Annotated in this window: 11 protein-coding genes; 4 read left to right on the top strand and 7 right to left on the bottom strand. The window is 57.4% G+C overall.

Annotation, left to right across the window (positions count from 1 at the left end; translation table 11 throughout):
• Window positions 1-41: 41 nt before the first annotated feature.
• Window positions 42-1,247, bottom strand: coding sequence for a helix-turn-helix domain-containing protein (locus GOV90_RS04175; protein WP_171090639.1), 1,206 nt, complete (start codon window positions 1,245-1,247; stop codon window positions 42-44).
• A gap of 129 nt (window positions 1,248-1,376) precedes the next feature.
• Window positions 1,377-2,600, bottom strand: coding sequence for a 5-aminolevulinate synthase (gene hemA / locus GOV90_RS04180; RefSeq protein WP_171090641.1), 1,224 nt, complete (start codon window positions 2,598-2,600; stop codon window positions 1,377-1,379).
• Window positions 2,601-2,920: 320 nt separating this feature from the next.
• Between hemA and GOV90_RS04185 the strand changes: the two genes are divergently transcribed.
• Window positions 2,921-4,306, top strand: a complete 1,386-nt coding sequence (locus tag GOV90_RS04185; protein WP_171090643.1) for a M20/M25/M40 family metallo-hydrolase — start codon at window positions 2,921-2,923, stop codon at window positions 4,304-4,306.
• A gap of 132 nt (window positions 4,307-4,438) precedes the next feature.
• On the opposite strand, the gene lpdA is transcribed toward GOV90_RS04185, so the two are convergent.
• Window positions 4,439-5,833, bottom strand: coding sequence for a dihydrolipoyl dehydrogenase (gene lpdA / locus GOV90_RS04190; protein WP_171090645.1), 1,395 nt, complete (start codon window positions 5,831-5,833; stop codon window positions 4,439-4,441).
• Between the two features lie 214 nt (window positions 5,834-6,047).
• Here lpdA and GOV90_RS04195 point away from each other — a divergent pair, with 214 nt between their 5' ends.
• The gene (locus GOV90_RS04195) at window positions 6,048-6,482 is read left to right on the top strand and encodes a hypothetical protein (protein WP_171090647.1); all 435 of its coding nucleotides are present in this window, start codon (window positions 6,048-6,050) and stop codon (window positions 6,480-6,482) included.
• 49 nt (window positions 6,483-6,531) lie between these two features.
• Here GOV90_RS04195 and GOV90_RS04200 read toward each other — a convergent pair whose 3' ends face one another.
• The 4 genes from GOV90_RS04200 to GOV90_RS04215 form a co-directional block, all read right to left on the bottom strand.
• Window positions 6,532-7,107 (bottom strand): DUF924 family protein, encoded by a 576-nt coding sequence (locus GOV90_RS04200; RefSeq protein WP_171090649.1) that lies wholly within the window; start codon window positions 7,105-7,107, stop codon window positions 6,532-6,534.
• Window positions 7,108-7,216: 109 nt separating this feature from the next.
• The gene (locus GOV90_RS04205) at window positions 7,217-8,494 is read right to left on the bottom strand and encodes an MFS transporter (RefSeq protein ID WP_171090650.1); all 1,278 of its coding nucleotides are present in this window, start codon (window positions 8,492-8,494) and stop codon (window positions 7,217-7,219) included.
• Window positions 8,495-8,605: 111 nt separating this feature from the next.
• Window positions 8,606-9,652: a tRNA preQ1(34) S-adenosylmethionine ribosyltransferase-isomerase QueA gene (gene queA / locus GOV90_RS04210; RefSeq protein ID WP_171091201.1), complete on the bottom strand. Its 1,047-nt coding sequence runs from the start codon at window positions 9,650-9,652 to the stop codon at window positions 8,606-8,608.
• A 42-nt stretch (window positions 9,653-9,694) separates the two neighbouring features.
• Window positions 9,695-13,072: a DUF3971 domain-containing protein gene (locus GOV90_RS04215; protein WP_256367914.1), complete on the bottom strand. Its 3,378-nt coding sequence runs from the start codon at window positions 13,070-13,072 to the stop codon at window positions 9,695-9,697.
• 68 nt (window positions 13,073-13,140) lie between these two features.
• On the opposite strand from GOV90_RS04215, the gene GOV90_RS04220 reads away from it, so the two are divergent.
• A complete protein-coding gene (locus GOV90_RS04220) occupies window positions 13,141-13,602 on the top strand; it encodes a peroxiredoxin (protein ID WP_171090654.1) in 462 nt (153 codons plus the stop codon).
• A gap of 18 nt (window positions 13,603-13,620) precedes the next feature.
• Window positions 13,621-14,511 carry a ferritin-like domain-containing protein gene (locus GOV90_RS04225; RefSeq protein WP_171172816.1) on the top strand — a complete coding sequence of 297 codons (891 nt, stop codon included), beginning with the start codon at window positions 13,621-13,623 and terminating at the stop codon, window positions 14,509-14,511.
• Window positions 14,512-14,602: the final 91 nt, after the last annotated feature.

Genomic DNA, 14,602 nt, shown 5'->3' on the forward strand with positions numbered 1-14,602 from the left:
ACTGTAGATAGTTCGGCAACGGGGTCACCGCAATGGCTAGATCACTCGGCGGGCGCTTCTGTCGCCTCGGTCTGCAGTTCAGCCACCAGTTGCTTGAGCGCGCTGTTCTGCTCGGCCTCAAGATCGGCAACGGCATAAGTCTCGGACACGGCATCTTTCGACAGGACGACACCTTTGGCAACCGTACCCGGTGCCCCGGCCGGGCCGTAATGCTCACCGTTCATTGAGAAGTAAACTGACCCAGACGCCCCGGCCCGCAACTGCGGCGGTTCTTCTGTCAGGGGCACCTCAAAAACGCTGCCCTGCTCAACCGTGCCCAAAGTGCCTTCAAAGATGATGCTGCCGTCAGCCGCAGTCACGCGCATCCAAGCCGGGTCAACGGCCACGATCTTTAGCGTTGTGTCGATCTGCTCGACCACCTGTGGCAATGCGGGGCGTTCAACTGTGTGTACATCTGCCACTTCGAACTGCGGCAATTCCGGCGGGCGGAACGTTCCGACCTCACGCGGATCAAGAGTTGAGATCGGCGCGTCACGCGCCACCAGAACCGGAACGTCCAAAGCCTGCGGACGATAAAGACGGTCGAGTGCTTCGGCGCTTGCCGTCTCAACAGGACCGTCCGATACAGTACTGCGGGCTGCATCCAGCGGATCAAGATCGGACAGAACGACAGGGGCTTGTTCCACCGGGCTGACTTGCACCTGCTGGATTTTGTTCAGAACGGCCCAGCCACCATAGCCGATGCCGCCAATGACCGCCAACAAGACCAGCGAAGACCCGATGGCCCGAGGCTCGATCTGGCTGACCAGCGGTTCCTTGCCCGGAATGAAGGGCGTGTTGGGCGAGATGAACGGATCGCGGCCCATCGGACCACGTGCCGGAAGACCACCCGTGGGTTTGCGGACAACCGATGCCTCGGCCGACATGCCGTGCGCGACTTCAAACCCGCTTTCCTGACAGAAGGTCGCAAAAGTCTCATCCGGGTTCATACCCAGATAGCGTGCATAAGAACGCACATACCCGGCTATGAAGCCGGGTGTATCAAATGCATCAGGATCGGCGTTTTCGATTGCGGCGATGTAGTTGGCTTTGATCCGCAGTTCACGTTGAACATCCAGAAGAGATTTGCCCATCGTTGCGCGTTCACCGCGCATCTTGTCGCCTAAACGAATCTCGTAATCGTCAAACCCTTTTGGCCTGACGTCTACATCTTCTTCGGACTCGCGCTGAGATCTGCGCCCAATCATCCCTGCTGCCCCATTCTGCCTGTCGCGTATTTCGCGTTAGCGGCGAATCATCCCCACAATGATTCGTCTGCCAATTTTGTTAACCTAAGCTTAACACGCGGCAATCACGTTGCACACTTTGGCGTGAGGTTAACCGGCAAGTTCGGCGCGATTTAGCGCACAATGTGACCAAAGTTCGTCCATCGCCTGCACCAAACGGTTCATTTCGTCGGGTCCATGCACCGGAGACGGGGTAAACCGAAGCCTTTCGGTGCCGCGCGGAACAGTCGGGAAATTGATGGGCTGCACGTAAATGCCATAATCATCCAGCAACATATCGCTGAGCTTTTTGGTGTGCACAGGGTTACCAACGATCACGGGCACAATGTGACTTCCATGATCAATCAAAGGCAGACCCATACCTTTCAGTCGCAGCTTGAGGATCTTGGCCTGAGTCTGATGCTGGTCGCGCAGCTCCTGCGCGGTTTTCAGATGCGCAACCGAAGCGGCGGCACCCGCAGCGACGGCAGGCGGCAGTGATGTCGTAAAGATGAAGCCCGGCGCATAAGAGCGCACAGCGTCACACATCTTGGCGCTTGCCGCGATATAGCCACCCATAACGCCATACGCTTTGGCGAGGGTTCCATTGATAATGTCGATCCGATGGGCCAGACGGTCACGTTCAGTCACGCCGCCGCCTCGCGGGCCGTACATGCCGACCGCGTGCACCTCGTCGATATAAGTCAGCGCGCCAAATTCATCGGCCAGATCGCAGATTTCTTCAATCGGGCCAAAATCGCCGTCCATCGAATAGACCGACTCAAATGCAATCAGCTTGGGCGCGGCGGGATCGTCTGCTTCAAGCAGCTCACGCAGATGCGCCACGTCATTGTGCCGGAAAATCCGCTTGGCACCACCATTGCGGCGCACACCTTCGATCATTGAGGCATGGTTTAGCGCGTCGGAATAAATGATCAGACCAGGAAACAGTTTGGGCAGAGTGCTGAGGGTCGCGTCATTGGCTATATAGGCGCTTGTGAACAACAGCGCGGCTTCCTTGCCGTGCAGATCGGCCAGCTCGGCTTCAAGCCTTTTGTGGTAAACCGTGGTGCCCGAGATGTTGCGCGTCCCGCCAGACCCTGCACCTGCGGCGTCCACAGCCTCGTGCATGGCATTCAGAACAACAGGGTGCTGCCCCATGCCCAGGTAATCGTTGCCACACCACACGGTGATGTTCTGTTGCGACCCATCCGGGCGCGTGCGTACTGCATGAGGAAAATGTCCGTTGCGACGTTCGATGTCGATGAAGGTCCGGTAACGTCCTTCGTCATGCAGCCTGGCAATCGCTGTATCGAGCTGAGCAGTATAGTCCAACGGACCCTCCTTGAGCGCCCAAATTGGTTTCCCTTGGGCTAATAGTCTGCCGCCTTAAACAGTGTAACCTGCTTCAGCAGCTTTGCGTTCCTTAGTTTAGCTGGTTACAGCCGAACAGGTGAACCCAACTTTGATTTGCATCAAATAAAAGGTTGCGCCCCCTACGACAAGTAAAGTTACGGCCATCGAACGCGTGGAAACGACGCAGGCGCCGTCAAGTCAGTGTGCTGAGTAGACATTTAACTTTTCGACACAACCGCTCTGGACGGCGCCGTTGACGCTGCTAGGGTTCGCCCAACCTAGAAAAGCAGGAGCCCTCTATGTCGCTAGACACCGTGCTGAACCGGATTGACGATGATCTGCAAACGTCGATCGACCGTCTGATGGAATTGCTGCGAATCCAGTCCATTTCAACCGATCCCGCATTCAAGGACGAGGTAAGCCGCGCCGCAGATTGGCTAGTCGATGACCTCCGCAGTATCGGGATTGCTGCTGAAAAGCGGGAAACTCCCGGCCACCCTATGGTTGTCGGTCATGTGGGAGAGGACACAGATGCCCCGCATATTCTGTTCTACGGTCACTACGATGTTCAGCCAGTCGACCCTTTGAACCTCTGGACCCGCGATCCTTTCGATCCCGCGATTGAAGAAACAGCACATGGTCCGGTGATCCGCGGGCGCGGCGCATCTGACGACAAAGGACAATTGATGACCTTTGTCGAAGCCTGCCGGGCCTGGAAGGCCGTCCATGGGTCCCTGCCCTGTCGCATCACCTTTTTCTTCGAAGGCGAGGAAGAATCCGGCTCGCCCTCTCTGGTTCCTTTCCTCAAGGAAAATGCGGCCGAGCTTAAAGCAGATTTGGCACTGGTTTGCGACACCTCGATGGTGTCACGCGGCGTTCCCTCGATTGCCGCCCAGTTGCGCGGCATGCTGAAGGACGAGTTCACAATCATAGGTCCCCGGATCGATCTGCATTCCGGCCACTATGGTGGCCCCGGCCTGAACCCGCTGCGGGAATTGTCAAAAATCGTCGCCTCGTTCTACGATGACGAAACCGGGCGCGTCGCGGTCGAAGGGTTTTATGAGGGCGTGCACGAAGTACCCGAAAACCAACTGCGCCAATGGCAAAACTGCGGCTTCGACGAAGCTGATTACCTGAACTCGGTCGGTTACACCCAACCGCATGGTGAAAAAGGGTATTCGACACTTGAACAGCAATGGGCACGTCCAACACTGGAGGTGAACGGCTTATGGGGCGGCTATAATGGCGCTGGTTCGAAAACCGTGATCCCGTCGGAAGCCCATTGCAAAATTACCTGCCGCCTTGTGGGCGATATGAACCCCGATGCGTTGCGCAGGAAGATCCGCAAACACGTCGAGGAACGCCTGTCTCCGGATGCTAAAGTCGTTTGGGATAATGACTCCGAAGGCTCTCCTGCTTCCGTCATGAACATCAACCGACCGGAATTCGAAGCCGCGCGCGCAGCCCTTTCCGATGAATGGGAGCACGAGGCCGTGTTTACAGGCATGGGCGGGTCAATCCCGGTCGTCGGGTATTTCAACACCGTGCTTGGGCTCGATTCGATGCTGGTCGGCTATGCAAACGAAGATGATGCCATCCATTCTCCGAATGAGAAATATGACGTCAAAAGTTTCCATAAGGGCATCCGCTCGTGGGCCCGAATTCTGGATGCTTTGAATAAGTAGGTTTTTTGCGAGGCTCTGCCTCGCGCTCCGAGGTATTTTGGGACAGATGAAGTACGGATCCCCTGCTTCATCTGGCTACAAATACCTCGGGGGAGTCGCGGCTTGCCGCGGCGGGGGCAGCGCCCCCTTCCCTTACATGTGGATCACGCGATCATAAGCGTCCAGAACGCTTTCGTGCATCATCTCTGACAAGGTTGGATGTGGGAAGACCGTGTTCATCAGGTCTTCTTCGGTGGTCTCCAACTGGCGACCCACTACGTATCCCTGAATCAGTTCGGTGACTTCTGCGCCGATCATGTGCGCACCCAGAAGTTCTCCGGTCTTTGCGTCAAACACGGTTTTGATCAACCCTTCCGGCTCACCCAAGGCAATCGCCTTGCCGTTGCCGATAAACGGGAAGCGACCGACTTTGATGTCATAGCCTAGCTCTTTGGCTTTGGCTTCCGTGTAGCCCACGGATGCAACCTGAGGCTGGCAATATGTACATCCCGCAATGCTTTCGGGTTTAACCGGGTGCGCATGTTGGCCCGCGATCAGGTCGGCAACCATTACACCTTCGTGACTGGCCTTGTGCGCCAACCAGGGCGCGCCGGCGATGTCACCGATGGCATAGAGCCCTTCTACCCCGGTGCGACAATATTCATCCGTCACCACATGCGTGCGGTCGATCTTGACCCCCAGAGCTTCAAGCCCAAGGTTTTCGACATTGCCGACAATGCCAACAGCCGAGATCACGGTGTCGAATTCGTGTTTCTCGACCTTGCCCTTGACCTCGATATGGGCCGTTACCTTGCCCTTGGCACGGTCCAGCTGCTTGACCATAGCTTTTTCCATGATGGTCATGCCTTGCTTGGTGAATGCCTTTTTAGCAAAGGCGCTGATCTCGGCATCTTCCACCGGCAGCACTCGGTCCATCACCTCGACCACGGTCGTGTCGGCACCCAGCGTGTTGTAGAAGCTGGCGAATTCGATGCCGATTGCGCCAGACCCAATGACCAGCAGCTTCTTTGGCATCCGTGGCGGTTGCAGCGCATGTTTGTAGGTCCAGACCAGATCGCCGTCTGCCTCAAGCCCCGGCAATTCCCGCGCCCGCGCGCCGGTGGCCAGAATGATGTTCTTGGCTGTGAGTTCTTCGGTGCCCTTTTCGGTTTTGACACTGACCTTGCCCTTGGCAGGGATCGTGGCTTCGCCCATCACCACGGCAACCTTGTTCTTCTTCAACAGGTGGCCAATCCCACCCGACAGTTGCCCGGCCACCCCCCGTGACCTTTTAACCACCGCATCCAGATCGTAGCCAATCTTGTCGGCCTTCAAACCAAAATCCTTGGCGCGTTCCATAAGGTGAAACACCTCGGACGAGCGCAACAAGGCTTTGGTCGGAATGCAGCCCCAGTTCAGGCAAATACCACCCAGATGTTCGCGCTCGACAACAACGGTTTTTAGACCCAGCTGAGCTGCGCGGATTGCAGCGACATAGCCGCCGGGGCCAGCCCCGATTACGATCAGATCATAAGATTGTGCAGCCATGTGTCCCTCTCGGCGCAGGTGTTGAGAAATTAGTTTACCATTAAACTACTTTCCGAAACACATCAACAGGCCACCCCCGCGACAAAAGCGACGCAGGGTAAGCAATGCCTGAATGTGCGGGATTCAGCCTATACCCAAGCTCTCTCTGTGGCTAGAACAGAACCGCCGACACCGTTCGAGCATTTCTAGACAAATGACATTCAAGAGGCTGACCATGGCAAAAACCCTTAAAGACCTTCTGCTTGCTCTGCTCAACGCCACATTGATCCTTGTGGCGCTGTGCCTGTTTCTGGGCTGGCAACTTGCGTCCAAGGTCGAGAGCATCACAGCAGAGTTTTCCCAAACCTTGCAAGCCGTTGCCCCTATCCGGGATGAGGTGAGTGGCACGCGATCAGAGCTTGCGGCATTGCGTGCAGACCTGGCCGATTTATCGCTGGAAAATCCTGGGGCGAATAGTGCAGCCGCGCAAGAGCTCCGGTCAGCTTTGGCCCGCCTGAACAGTTTGGAACAAAAGTTACAGGCAGCGCAGGAACGGTTGAGCAGCCTGTCGGACGAACCTCAGGTTCTGATTGCTCAGGCCATCGAAAAAGGTGCCGACATCGTGTCTCAGCGCGTACTGGATTTCAAAGGGTGCGAGCCAGGTTCATGAGGCTTCGCCGCGCAAAATACTGCGCGGCCTGCCAACACGTCGGGTGCCGTCAAACGGTCGCTTGAAGCTCGCGCACGGTGGTGCCGTAACCACCCATGTCGACATATGCGACCTCGTGGGGGGTCGAATTACGCGACAGCGCTTCGTTTCGATACGGGAACCGGCCAAACTTGCGGATCACTTCGCGATGCGCCCGCGCATGCAGCAGATTGCTTGTGTCGCGGCTCAGGTTTTCGCAAATCAACCTCACACAGCGCTCCTGATCGCACAGGTTTTCTGAATGCATCAAGGGCAGGTAAAAGAACTGCCGCGCCGGTTCGTCGATCTTTTTGTCCCAGCCTTTGTCGACCGCGCATTTCGCCGCCGCCAAAGCCGCCCGGTCTGTCGCGAAAGCACGCGCCTGACCCCGGAACATGTTACGTGGAAACTGGTCCGTCAAAATAATGTAAGCCAGTGCGCCGCTGGGATATGTCAGCCAGAGCGAAAACTTGCCCTCTACCGCTGCCTCCCAAGTTGACAGGAAACGATCGCGGATTTCTGCATCCAGCGCCTCATCCTGTATGTACCAGCCTTTCGGACCAACTTTATCTAACCAAAAACTCAATACCTCTTCAGGCGTTGCCATTGCCTTAAACTCCGTCTTATGCCCGCAAAAGGGACGTAAGGTCATTTAAGGCCGTTTTACAGAACTGTTACAGTAACATATTGCAACATATTCGACATAAATTCGTGTCTTAAGCGGTTTCCTGCGCGCTTTCTTCTGCTTCTGCTTCGGCTGCTTCAATCGCAACCTCCTGCGCAACTTCGAATGCGACTGGTGACGCAGTTGGATACAATGTCGCCATTGTGCCGGTTTCGTCCACGGGAACCGAGGCGCGCTGCGTCATCCGATATGCGGAATACACCGCAAGGAAGAACAGCAGCACAGCAATGATCAGGAAAAAGCCGGGCGGGCCGAACACGGCATCGTCCATCAGCCAACCGGTGATCAATGGACCTGCGACGGCACCTAAGCCGTTGATGAACACAAGGCCACCGGACGCGGCGGCCATATCTTCGTGTTCCAGAAAGTCGTTGGTATGTGCGATCAACAATGAATACAACGGGTTGGACATACCGCCGATCAAAAAAGCCGAGACCAAAAGGATCTCGAAAGTCACCCCGTAGAGCATTCCTGCGAGGGCCGCGACCGCCCCTACCGTTGCGACCAGAAAGATCAGAACACGCCGGTCCATGCGATCAGAAAACCACCCCAGCGGATATTGAAGCACAACCGCACCAACGTAGAAGGCAGCTACAAAGGTTGAGATTTCAACAAGGCTCAGCCCCGCCTGCGCCCCGTACACCGCGGACATACCGAACTGAGCGGAGAAAACCCCTCCCAAAAGGAACAAGCCGATACAGCCCAGCGGCGATTTTTGCATCAATTCGCGTAGGGTCATGGGCTTGGTGGTGTCAAAGGCCGGTGTTGGTGAAATGGACAGCAAAATTGGCGCAAAAGACACAGATACCAGGATCGAAGCGATGACAAAGGTCTCATATCCCGCCGGATCACCGACCAGGAACAGGGCTTGCGCACCAATGATCCCTGACATCTGAACAATCATATACAGGGACAATGCCTGCCCCCGGTTCTCGTTATTGGCCGCGTTGTTCAGCCAGCTTTCTGCGGTGACATACACGCCCGAGAAACAGAAGCCGATCACCACCCGCCCCAAAACCCAAGCGATTGGGTCCGTGAGCATCGGGTACATAATCATGACGGCCGAAATGAAAGACGCCAGCGCCGCAAAAACCCGTACATGACCCACGCGTCGGATCATTTCAGGTGCAAGACGAGAGCCACCGAGGAAACCGACAAAATAGGCTGACATCACAAATGACATCTGCAGCGTCGAGAACCCTTCGATTTCGCCCCGAACACCCAGAAGCGTGCCTTGAAGGCCGTTTCCGACCATCAGCAACCCCATGCCGAGCAGCAACGCCCATGCGCTGGAAAGAACCTGAATCATTGGGGTCTCCGACTGATGCCAACCTAAAGTGCGAGCTGTTCTGCGATCAAAGACCGCTTCTGTCGCGCTTGTCTACGACATTGAACTGTTTTGATGCTTCGTCTGCGCCCTTCACGGGATTAAAAGCGACGCGTCGCCATAAGAAAAGAAACGGTATTTCTGCTCAATCGCATGATCGTACACCTTGAGCATCCGGTCTTGCCCGATGAGCGCCGCCACCAGCATCAACAGCGTTGATTTCGGCAGGTGGAAATTGGTCATCAGCGCGTCGGTGACGTGGAACTTGAAACCGGGATAGATGAATATATCGGTGTCCCCTTCCCACGGTTGGATTGCACCGGACCGCGCGGCGCTTTCGATCAACCTCAATGCCGTGGTGCCCACCGGGATTACACGCCCGCCTGCGTCTTTGGTCGCCTGAATCTCGGCTGCTGCTTCAGGGCTCACCTGCCCCCATTCTGCATGCATCTTGTGGGTGGTCACGTCTTCTACTTTGACGGGCAGGAACGTGCCTGCGCCCACGTGAAGGGTGACGTGCGTGAAACCAACACCTCGGTCTGCTAACGCTTTCATCAGCGCATCATCGAAATGCAACGAGGCGGTCGGGGCAGCAACCGCACCAGAATTTCGCGCCCAGATGGTCTGGTAATCGGTCTTGTCTTGTTCATCCGCGGGACGTTTGGCCGCGATATACGGTGGCAGGGGCATCGCACCGGCCTGCTCTAACGCGGCATCAAAATCCTCTCCGCTCAGGTTGAACTTCAGATACGCCTGTCCGTCCTCAACTTTGCACAGCGTTGCGCTCAGATCGTCCGAGAAGACAATCTCTTCCCCAATCTTCACCTTTTTCAACGGCTTGATCAGTGCCGACCATGTGCCATCGGCCTGAGGGTCCAGCAATGTGGCCTCGATCCCTGCCGAGACCGGGCCTTGCGCACTGTCCCGATGACGGCGCCCGTTCAGCCGTGCCGGGATAACGCGCGTGTCATTCAGAACCAGCCGATCGCCTGGTTGCAGAAAATCCGGCAGGTCGAACACATGGCTGTCCGTCGTCACATCGCCCTGTGCCACCAGCAAACGCGCAGACGAGCGCGGACTGGCAGGTCGCGTGGCAATCAGGTCATCGGGCAGATGGAAATCAAAATCGCTGAGTTTCATGCGCGCGCCATACATCCCCGAAAGGGATTCGGCCATATGCTGTCAGCGGTCGCTGGGACGCGAGCCAAAGGTGGGTTTCGGCTCGTCTGGTTTCAGGGGAACAGCGTTGGGGCCGTCTGACACCTTTGGGGCAGGCTGGCGCAGCAGGTCGCGCAGAAACAGCGGAGCAAGGCCGGACAGAGGATTGACCGACACTTTCGGCGACGCGAGCGGTCCTTTGAGGGTATAGTTAAAACCAAACACCCCCTCGCCCTTGCGGGTAAAGACGCTGCCGACGGCATTCAGCAAATAGATCGGCGAAATGGCCCCGCGCAGGTTTAGCATCTGGTTCACTGTGTCGATGGTGCCATCGAAGGACAGGCCCATGGATGGTCCGACTGCACTGCCGCTGAGCACTTTGATCTCGGTGGGCGTGACCCTCATGCGGCTGTCTATGGCCGAGAAGAAGATGCCCTGTCCCGCCATCTCGTCCAGCAGGCCAACAAGGCTGATCGCGTTCAGCAACGCCGCCATGGCCGGAGCATCGGTGATGCGTGTGTTCACAATCCTCAGAACGACGTCGTAGTTGCCGGGCGCTGTGACCGGCTCGAGGTTCAGGTTCATATCTCCGCCATGTGCTTGGGTCAGCACCCCGGCAGAACGCAGCACGGCCCCCGCGTCTTTCGATGTCAGCGTCACAGCGCTGCGGTTTCCACGTGGGGTCACCTGCCCTGAAACCGCTGCCCCACCATTGACCTGCGCCGTAAATCCCCCGTTCACCCCCCCGGTTGTTTGAAATGAGCCCCGAAAACCCGTCAGCGCCACAGCTTCGGTGATTTGCAGGCGGTCCAGTGCAACATCCAGCTTGGGACCAGCCCCGCCACCACCGCTGCTTTCGCCAAACGTCGCTTTTCCCATATCCAGCACACCGCCCAGCACGCGTATGTCCGGGACGGTATCACCACGTCCGATCATCTCGGCGGGAACCGCCAACCAATTACCAATATCGAATGAGCTGAATTGGATGCGATCAAAATCGCCGTTGTCCCGAAACGTGATCGAGGCGCTGGTCCGCAGGCCAGCGCCTTCAATGCGCAGGTTGTCTACTTTCAGCTGTTTGCCCAAGGTCGCTTCGGCCGTCAGAGATCCCGAAGCGGACGCCGCTTTGCGCCAACCAAGTTCCGGGATCGCAAGCGCAACGCCCTGCAAGTCCGACGAAACGGACAATTTCGGTGGCTCGTCCGCGCCAAGCCCCAATGAGATGTTCGCAATCCCGGACCCGGTCAGCATTCCCGGCGGAAGCCCCGCGCCGATTTCATCCATCAGGCGTGGCGACAATTCGATCTGGCCTGTCAATGTACTGCGCTGTTCGGTTTTTCCATCAATCGGTTGCCGCCAAAGCGCCTCAAGCGGGACATCTCCGAATTGTCCTTGCCCTTTGATCTGAACGCCGGACTGGTTGCCTGACAGATCCAGCAAAGCGGCGCTGACAGTAAATCCGGGTACCAGACGGTCGCTCAACAGGTTGGCCAGATGGCCGTCGAAGTGAAACTCGGTGTCCTGAAACTTGAGCCCCTTTTTCAGCGGCAACGATAACGTACCAGCCAAAGATGCTGTTCCGTCGGCAAGGTCGACCGGCAGCCCGGCCTTAGTCAACAATTCAAGAGGCGGACGATCCAACAGAGACAAGGCCGCCGTCACACTGCCTTTGGCTTGGATGCGCGCGATTGCAGGGGCTGATTTTTTGATATCGGTATCGGGTATGATGAAGGACGTGCCCGAGGCATCCACGGCACCACCTTCATCCGCAATCACCACCCCCTGCTGTGCGGTAACGGTAAAGCGCTGATTGAGCAGGCTTGCCTGACCCTGAGCGTTTTCGATTGGCGGCAGGGTTTTCACGAACTGGATTTTGGCCTTCTCGAATCCGAAGTCCAAATACAGATCGGGTTTCGATCCAGGTTCAAGCCGAAGGGCAAAGTCCATATCCGACAGAACCCCTTCATACAGGTTTTCGGTGACCCACTCACGCGGCTTGGGCGCCAAGCGTTCAGGCCAGTAACTGAGCACCTTATCCGAGGTCATCTGATCCAGATGGGCATCCAGCTTGACCGCCCAGCCGTCAGGACGACCGCTCAGAACCCCAAAGGCGCGTATGACGTGGCCCGGGTCTTCGATGGTGACCTGCCCCAGTTGCAACTCGAACGGGTCCAAAACCATTTTGAAATCCACGCTGGCGCGCGATAGTTGGATTGGTTCGGGAAACAGATTGGCGGGGTTCACGTTGATGCCGGACAAACGCATCTGCGCGGTCAGGCTGTCCAGAACGCCCTCTTCCACGCCCTGCAGAAATGCCGTGCCGTCCGCCTGTACTTTACCCCAGGCAGAAACCACCGAAACCTCGTTGAAGTTCAGCGCCTGGGATTTCGGATCATAAGTGAAATAGGTCCGGGCAGATTCGAACGGCACCGGACGTGTTTCGGGATTGGGTTGCACGGCCCCCGCACCAAGGTTGAGAGTTGCAAAACCTGTCCCGATAGCACCGCTTTCGTCGATACTGCCCCGCAAAGCACCCGAGATTGGGGCCCGCAGAACCTGCAACCACGCAAGCACGGGGCTCTGACCGGCGATGTCTTCTGCGGGCAGGTCCGAGACCGAGATGCCAAACTGCGCCGCTGGACTACCAAGCGTACTGGTATAGTTGGCCTCGATCGCGCTGACGTAATCCCGCCCGGCCAGAACCGAGAACCCGGTGGCCAGTCGCACCTCATTATCGCTGCGGTTTGCCTGAATATGGCCCCCATCCAGCACCCAGGACCGCCCCTGCCGCAAATCCCGGTAATCCAGTGTGATTGCATCAAGTTCGACCGAAGTCAGGGCAGACAGTGCCGGAGACAGGAACACCTGATCAGACGCCTCGATCAACTCCGCCAGATTCGGTGCCTCTTGCACCGGTGCGCTGCCTGATCCGACGGTCAGGATCAAAGCTCCATCCGTGTCGCGGGTCAACGCGATCTGCGCACCGCTCAGGATAATGCGTTTCGGGCGGACATGCCCACGCAGCAAAGGCCGCATAGCAAGGCTGGCGCGCATGTCCGAGACCTGTGCAATCTGTTGGCCCGCCGCGTCGCTGATGGACACATCGGTCAGGCGCAGCCGGGGCCGCCAGCCCTCATGGATGATGAAACTGACATCGCCAAACCGGATTTGCAGCCCGCCCAATGCCTGTTCCAACCGCGTCTCGACCCTGTCCCTGAGCCAGGCGGGCGCGTGCATCCTTTGGCCCACAATCATGAAACCGGTGAACATCGCCAGCAGCACCAGCATGATCGCCCCGCGCATGGCCCAAATCCCGGCAGCGCGACGACGCGACCGGCGGCGTACCGGTTTGTTCGGTGCCTCCCCTTCGTCGTCCTCGCGTTGCTTCAATTTGCTATTCACGCCTTCCAACCCGCACGTGTCGCCCTATGATATCAGGCAGCCTTTAAAAACCTTTAGCGGAGTTTCCAATGCCCGATATTTCTGACATGGCCCCCGACTTCACTTTGCCGCGCGACGGCGGTGGCGAGGTGACGCTTTCGGCGTTGCGCGGTGGCACCGTGGTTTTGTTCTTCTATCCCCGTGATGATACGCCGGGCTGCACGAAGGAATCCATCGGTTTTTCAGAACAGCTTCAGGCCTTTGCGGATGCGGGTGCTCACGTTTTCGGCATCTCACGCGACAGCGTCGCAAAGCATGACAAGTTCGTGGCCAAGCATGGGCTGACGACACCGCTTCTGTCGGATGAAAATTCGACCGTTTGCGAGGACTATGGCGTCTGGGTGGAAAAGAACATGTATGGGCGCAAGTCGATGGGCATCGAACGTTCGACCTTTGTGATTGACGCCGAAGGTCGCATTGCCAAGGTCTGGCGCAAAGTCAAAGTGCCCGGTCATGTGGACGAGGTGCTTGAGGCGGTGAAGGCGCTGTAAGCCCCCTCTCGACCTGTCATGCCATCCGGTTTAAGACCCGCCTCGACACGACCGAGGCGGAGCGACCCCGTGAGTAAGACACTGACACAGATGGCGACAGAGGTTCTGACAACAGCGGACGGGCGGGCCAAGACCGCCCTGTCCAAAGCGCACGCCGCCGCTTGGTTTGCTGCCCGCAAGGGCGAGGCTGACCCAATCGAGATTGGCACGGCAACACCCCCCTTGAACCCCGCCCGCCCAGACAAGCCCGAGCTTCTTTCGCCCCGCGAAGTGCCAAAGCGAAAACCGGGCACCGATGCCGGGCGCATCGCGCTGTTGCACGCCGTGGCCCATATCGAATTGAACGCCGTCGATCTGCACTGGGACATCATTGCCAGGTTCGGTCACGTGCCCATGCCCATCGGGTTCTACGACGATTGGGTGAAATGCGCCGAAGAAGAATCGCGCCATTTCGAGATGGTTTGCGATTGCCTGGAAGGCATGGGCAGCCATTACGGCGCCCTGCCCGCCCATGCAGGCATGTGGCGCGCGGCGGAAGACACTGCCGAAGATCTGATGGGACGGCTGGCCGTTGTTCCCATGGTGCTTGAGGCACGCGGTCTGGATGTCACCCCCGGCATGATCGAGATCTTCCACAAGGCCAAGTTGGACCAAGCCATTGCGGCGCTCGAAGTGATCTATGCCGAAGAAGTCGGCCATGTTGCTTATGGCTCGAAATGGTTCCATTTCCTGTGCGGTCGCGAAAATGCCGACCCAAAAGATGTGTTTCACGCGCTGGTCCGACGCTATTTTCACGGCGTACTGAAACCACCCTTTAACGAGGAAAAGCGTGCTGAAGCTGGCTTGCCCCCCGATTTCTACTGGCCCCTGACCGAAGATCTGCCTGCGCCCGGAGAAGTCACAAACTGACACTTCTTCGTTATTTTCGGCAAGTTCTCGCCGATCTCAGGGGGATTTTTGCGCCGTTTGACGCAGATTGGTCAACAAACTTGCCCGTTCA

Source organism: Ruegeria sp. HKCCA5929, assembly GCF_013034525.1.
Lineage (GTDB): Bacteria > Pseudomonadota > Alphaproteobacteria > Rhodobacterales > Rhodobacteraceae > Ruegeria.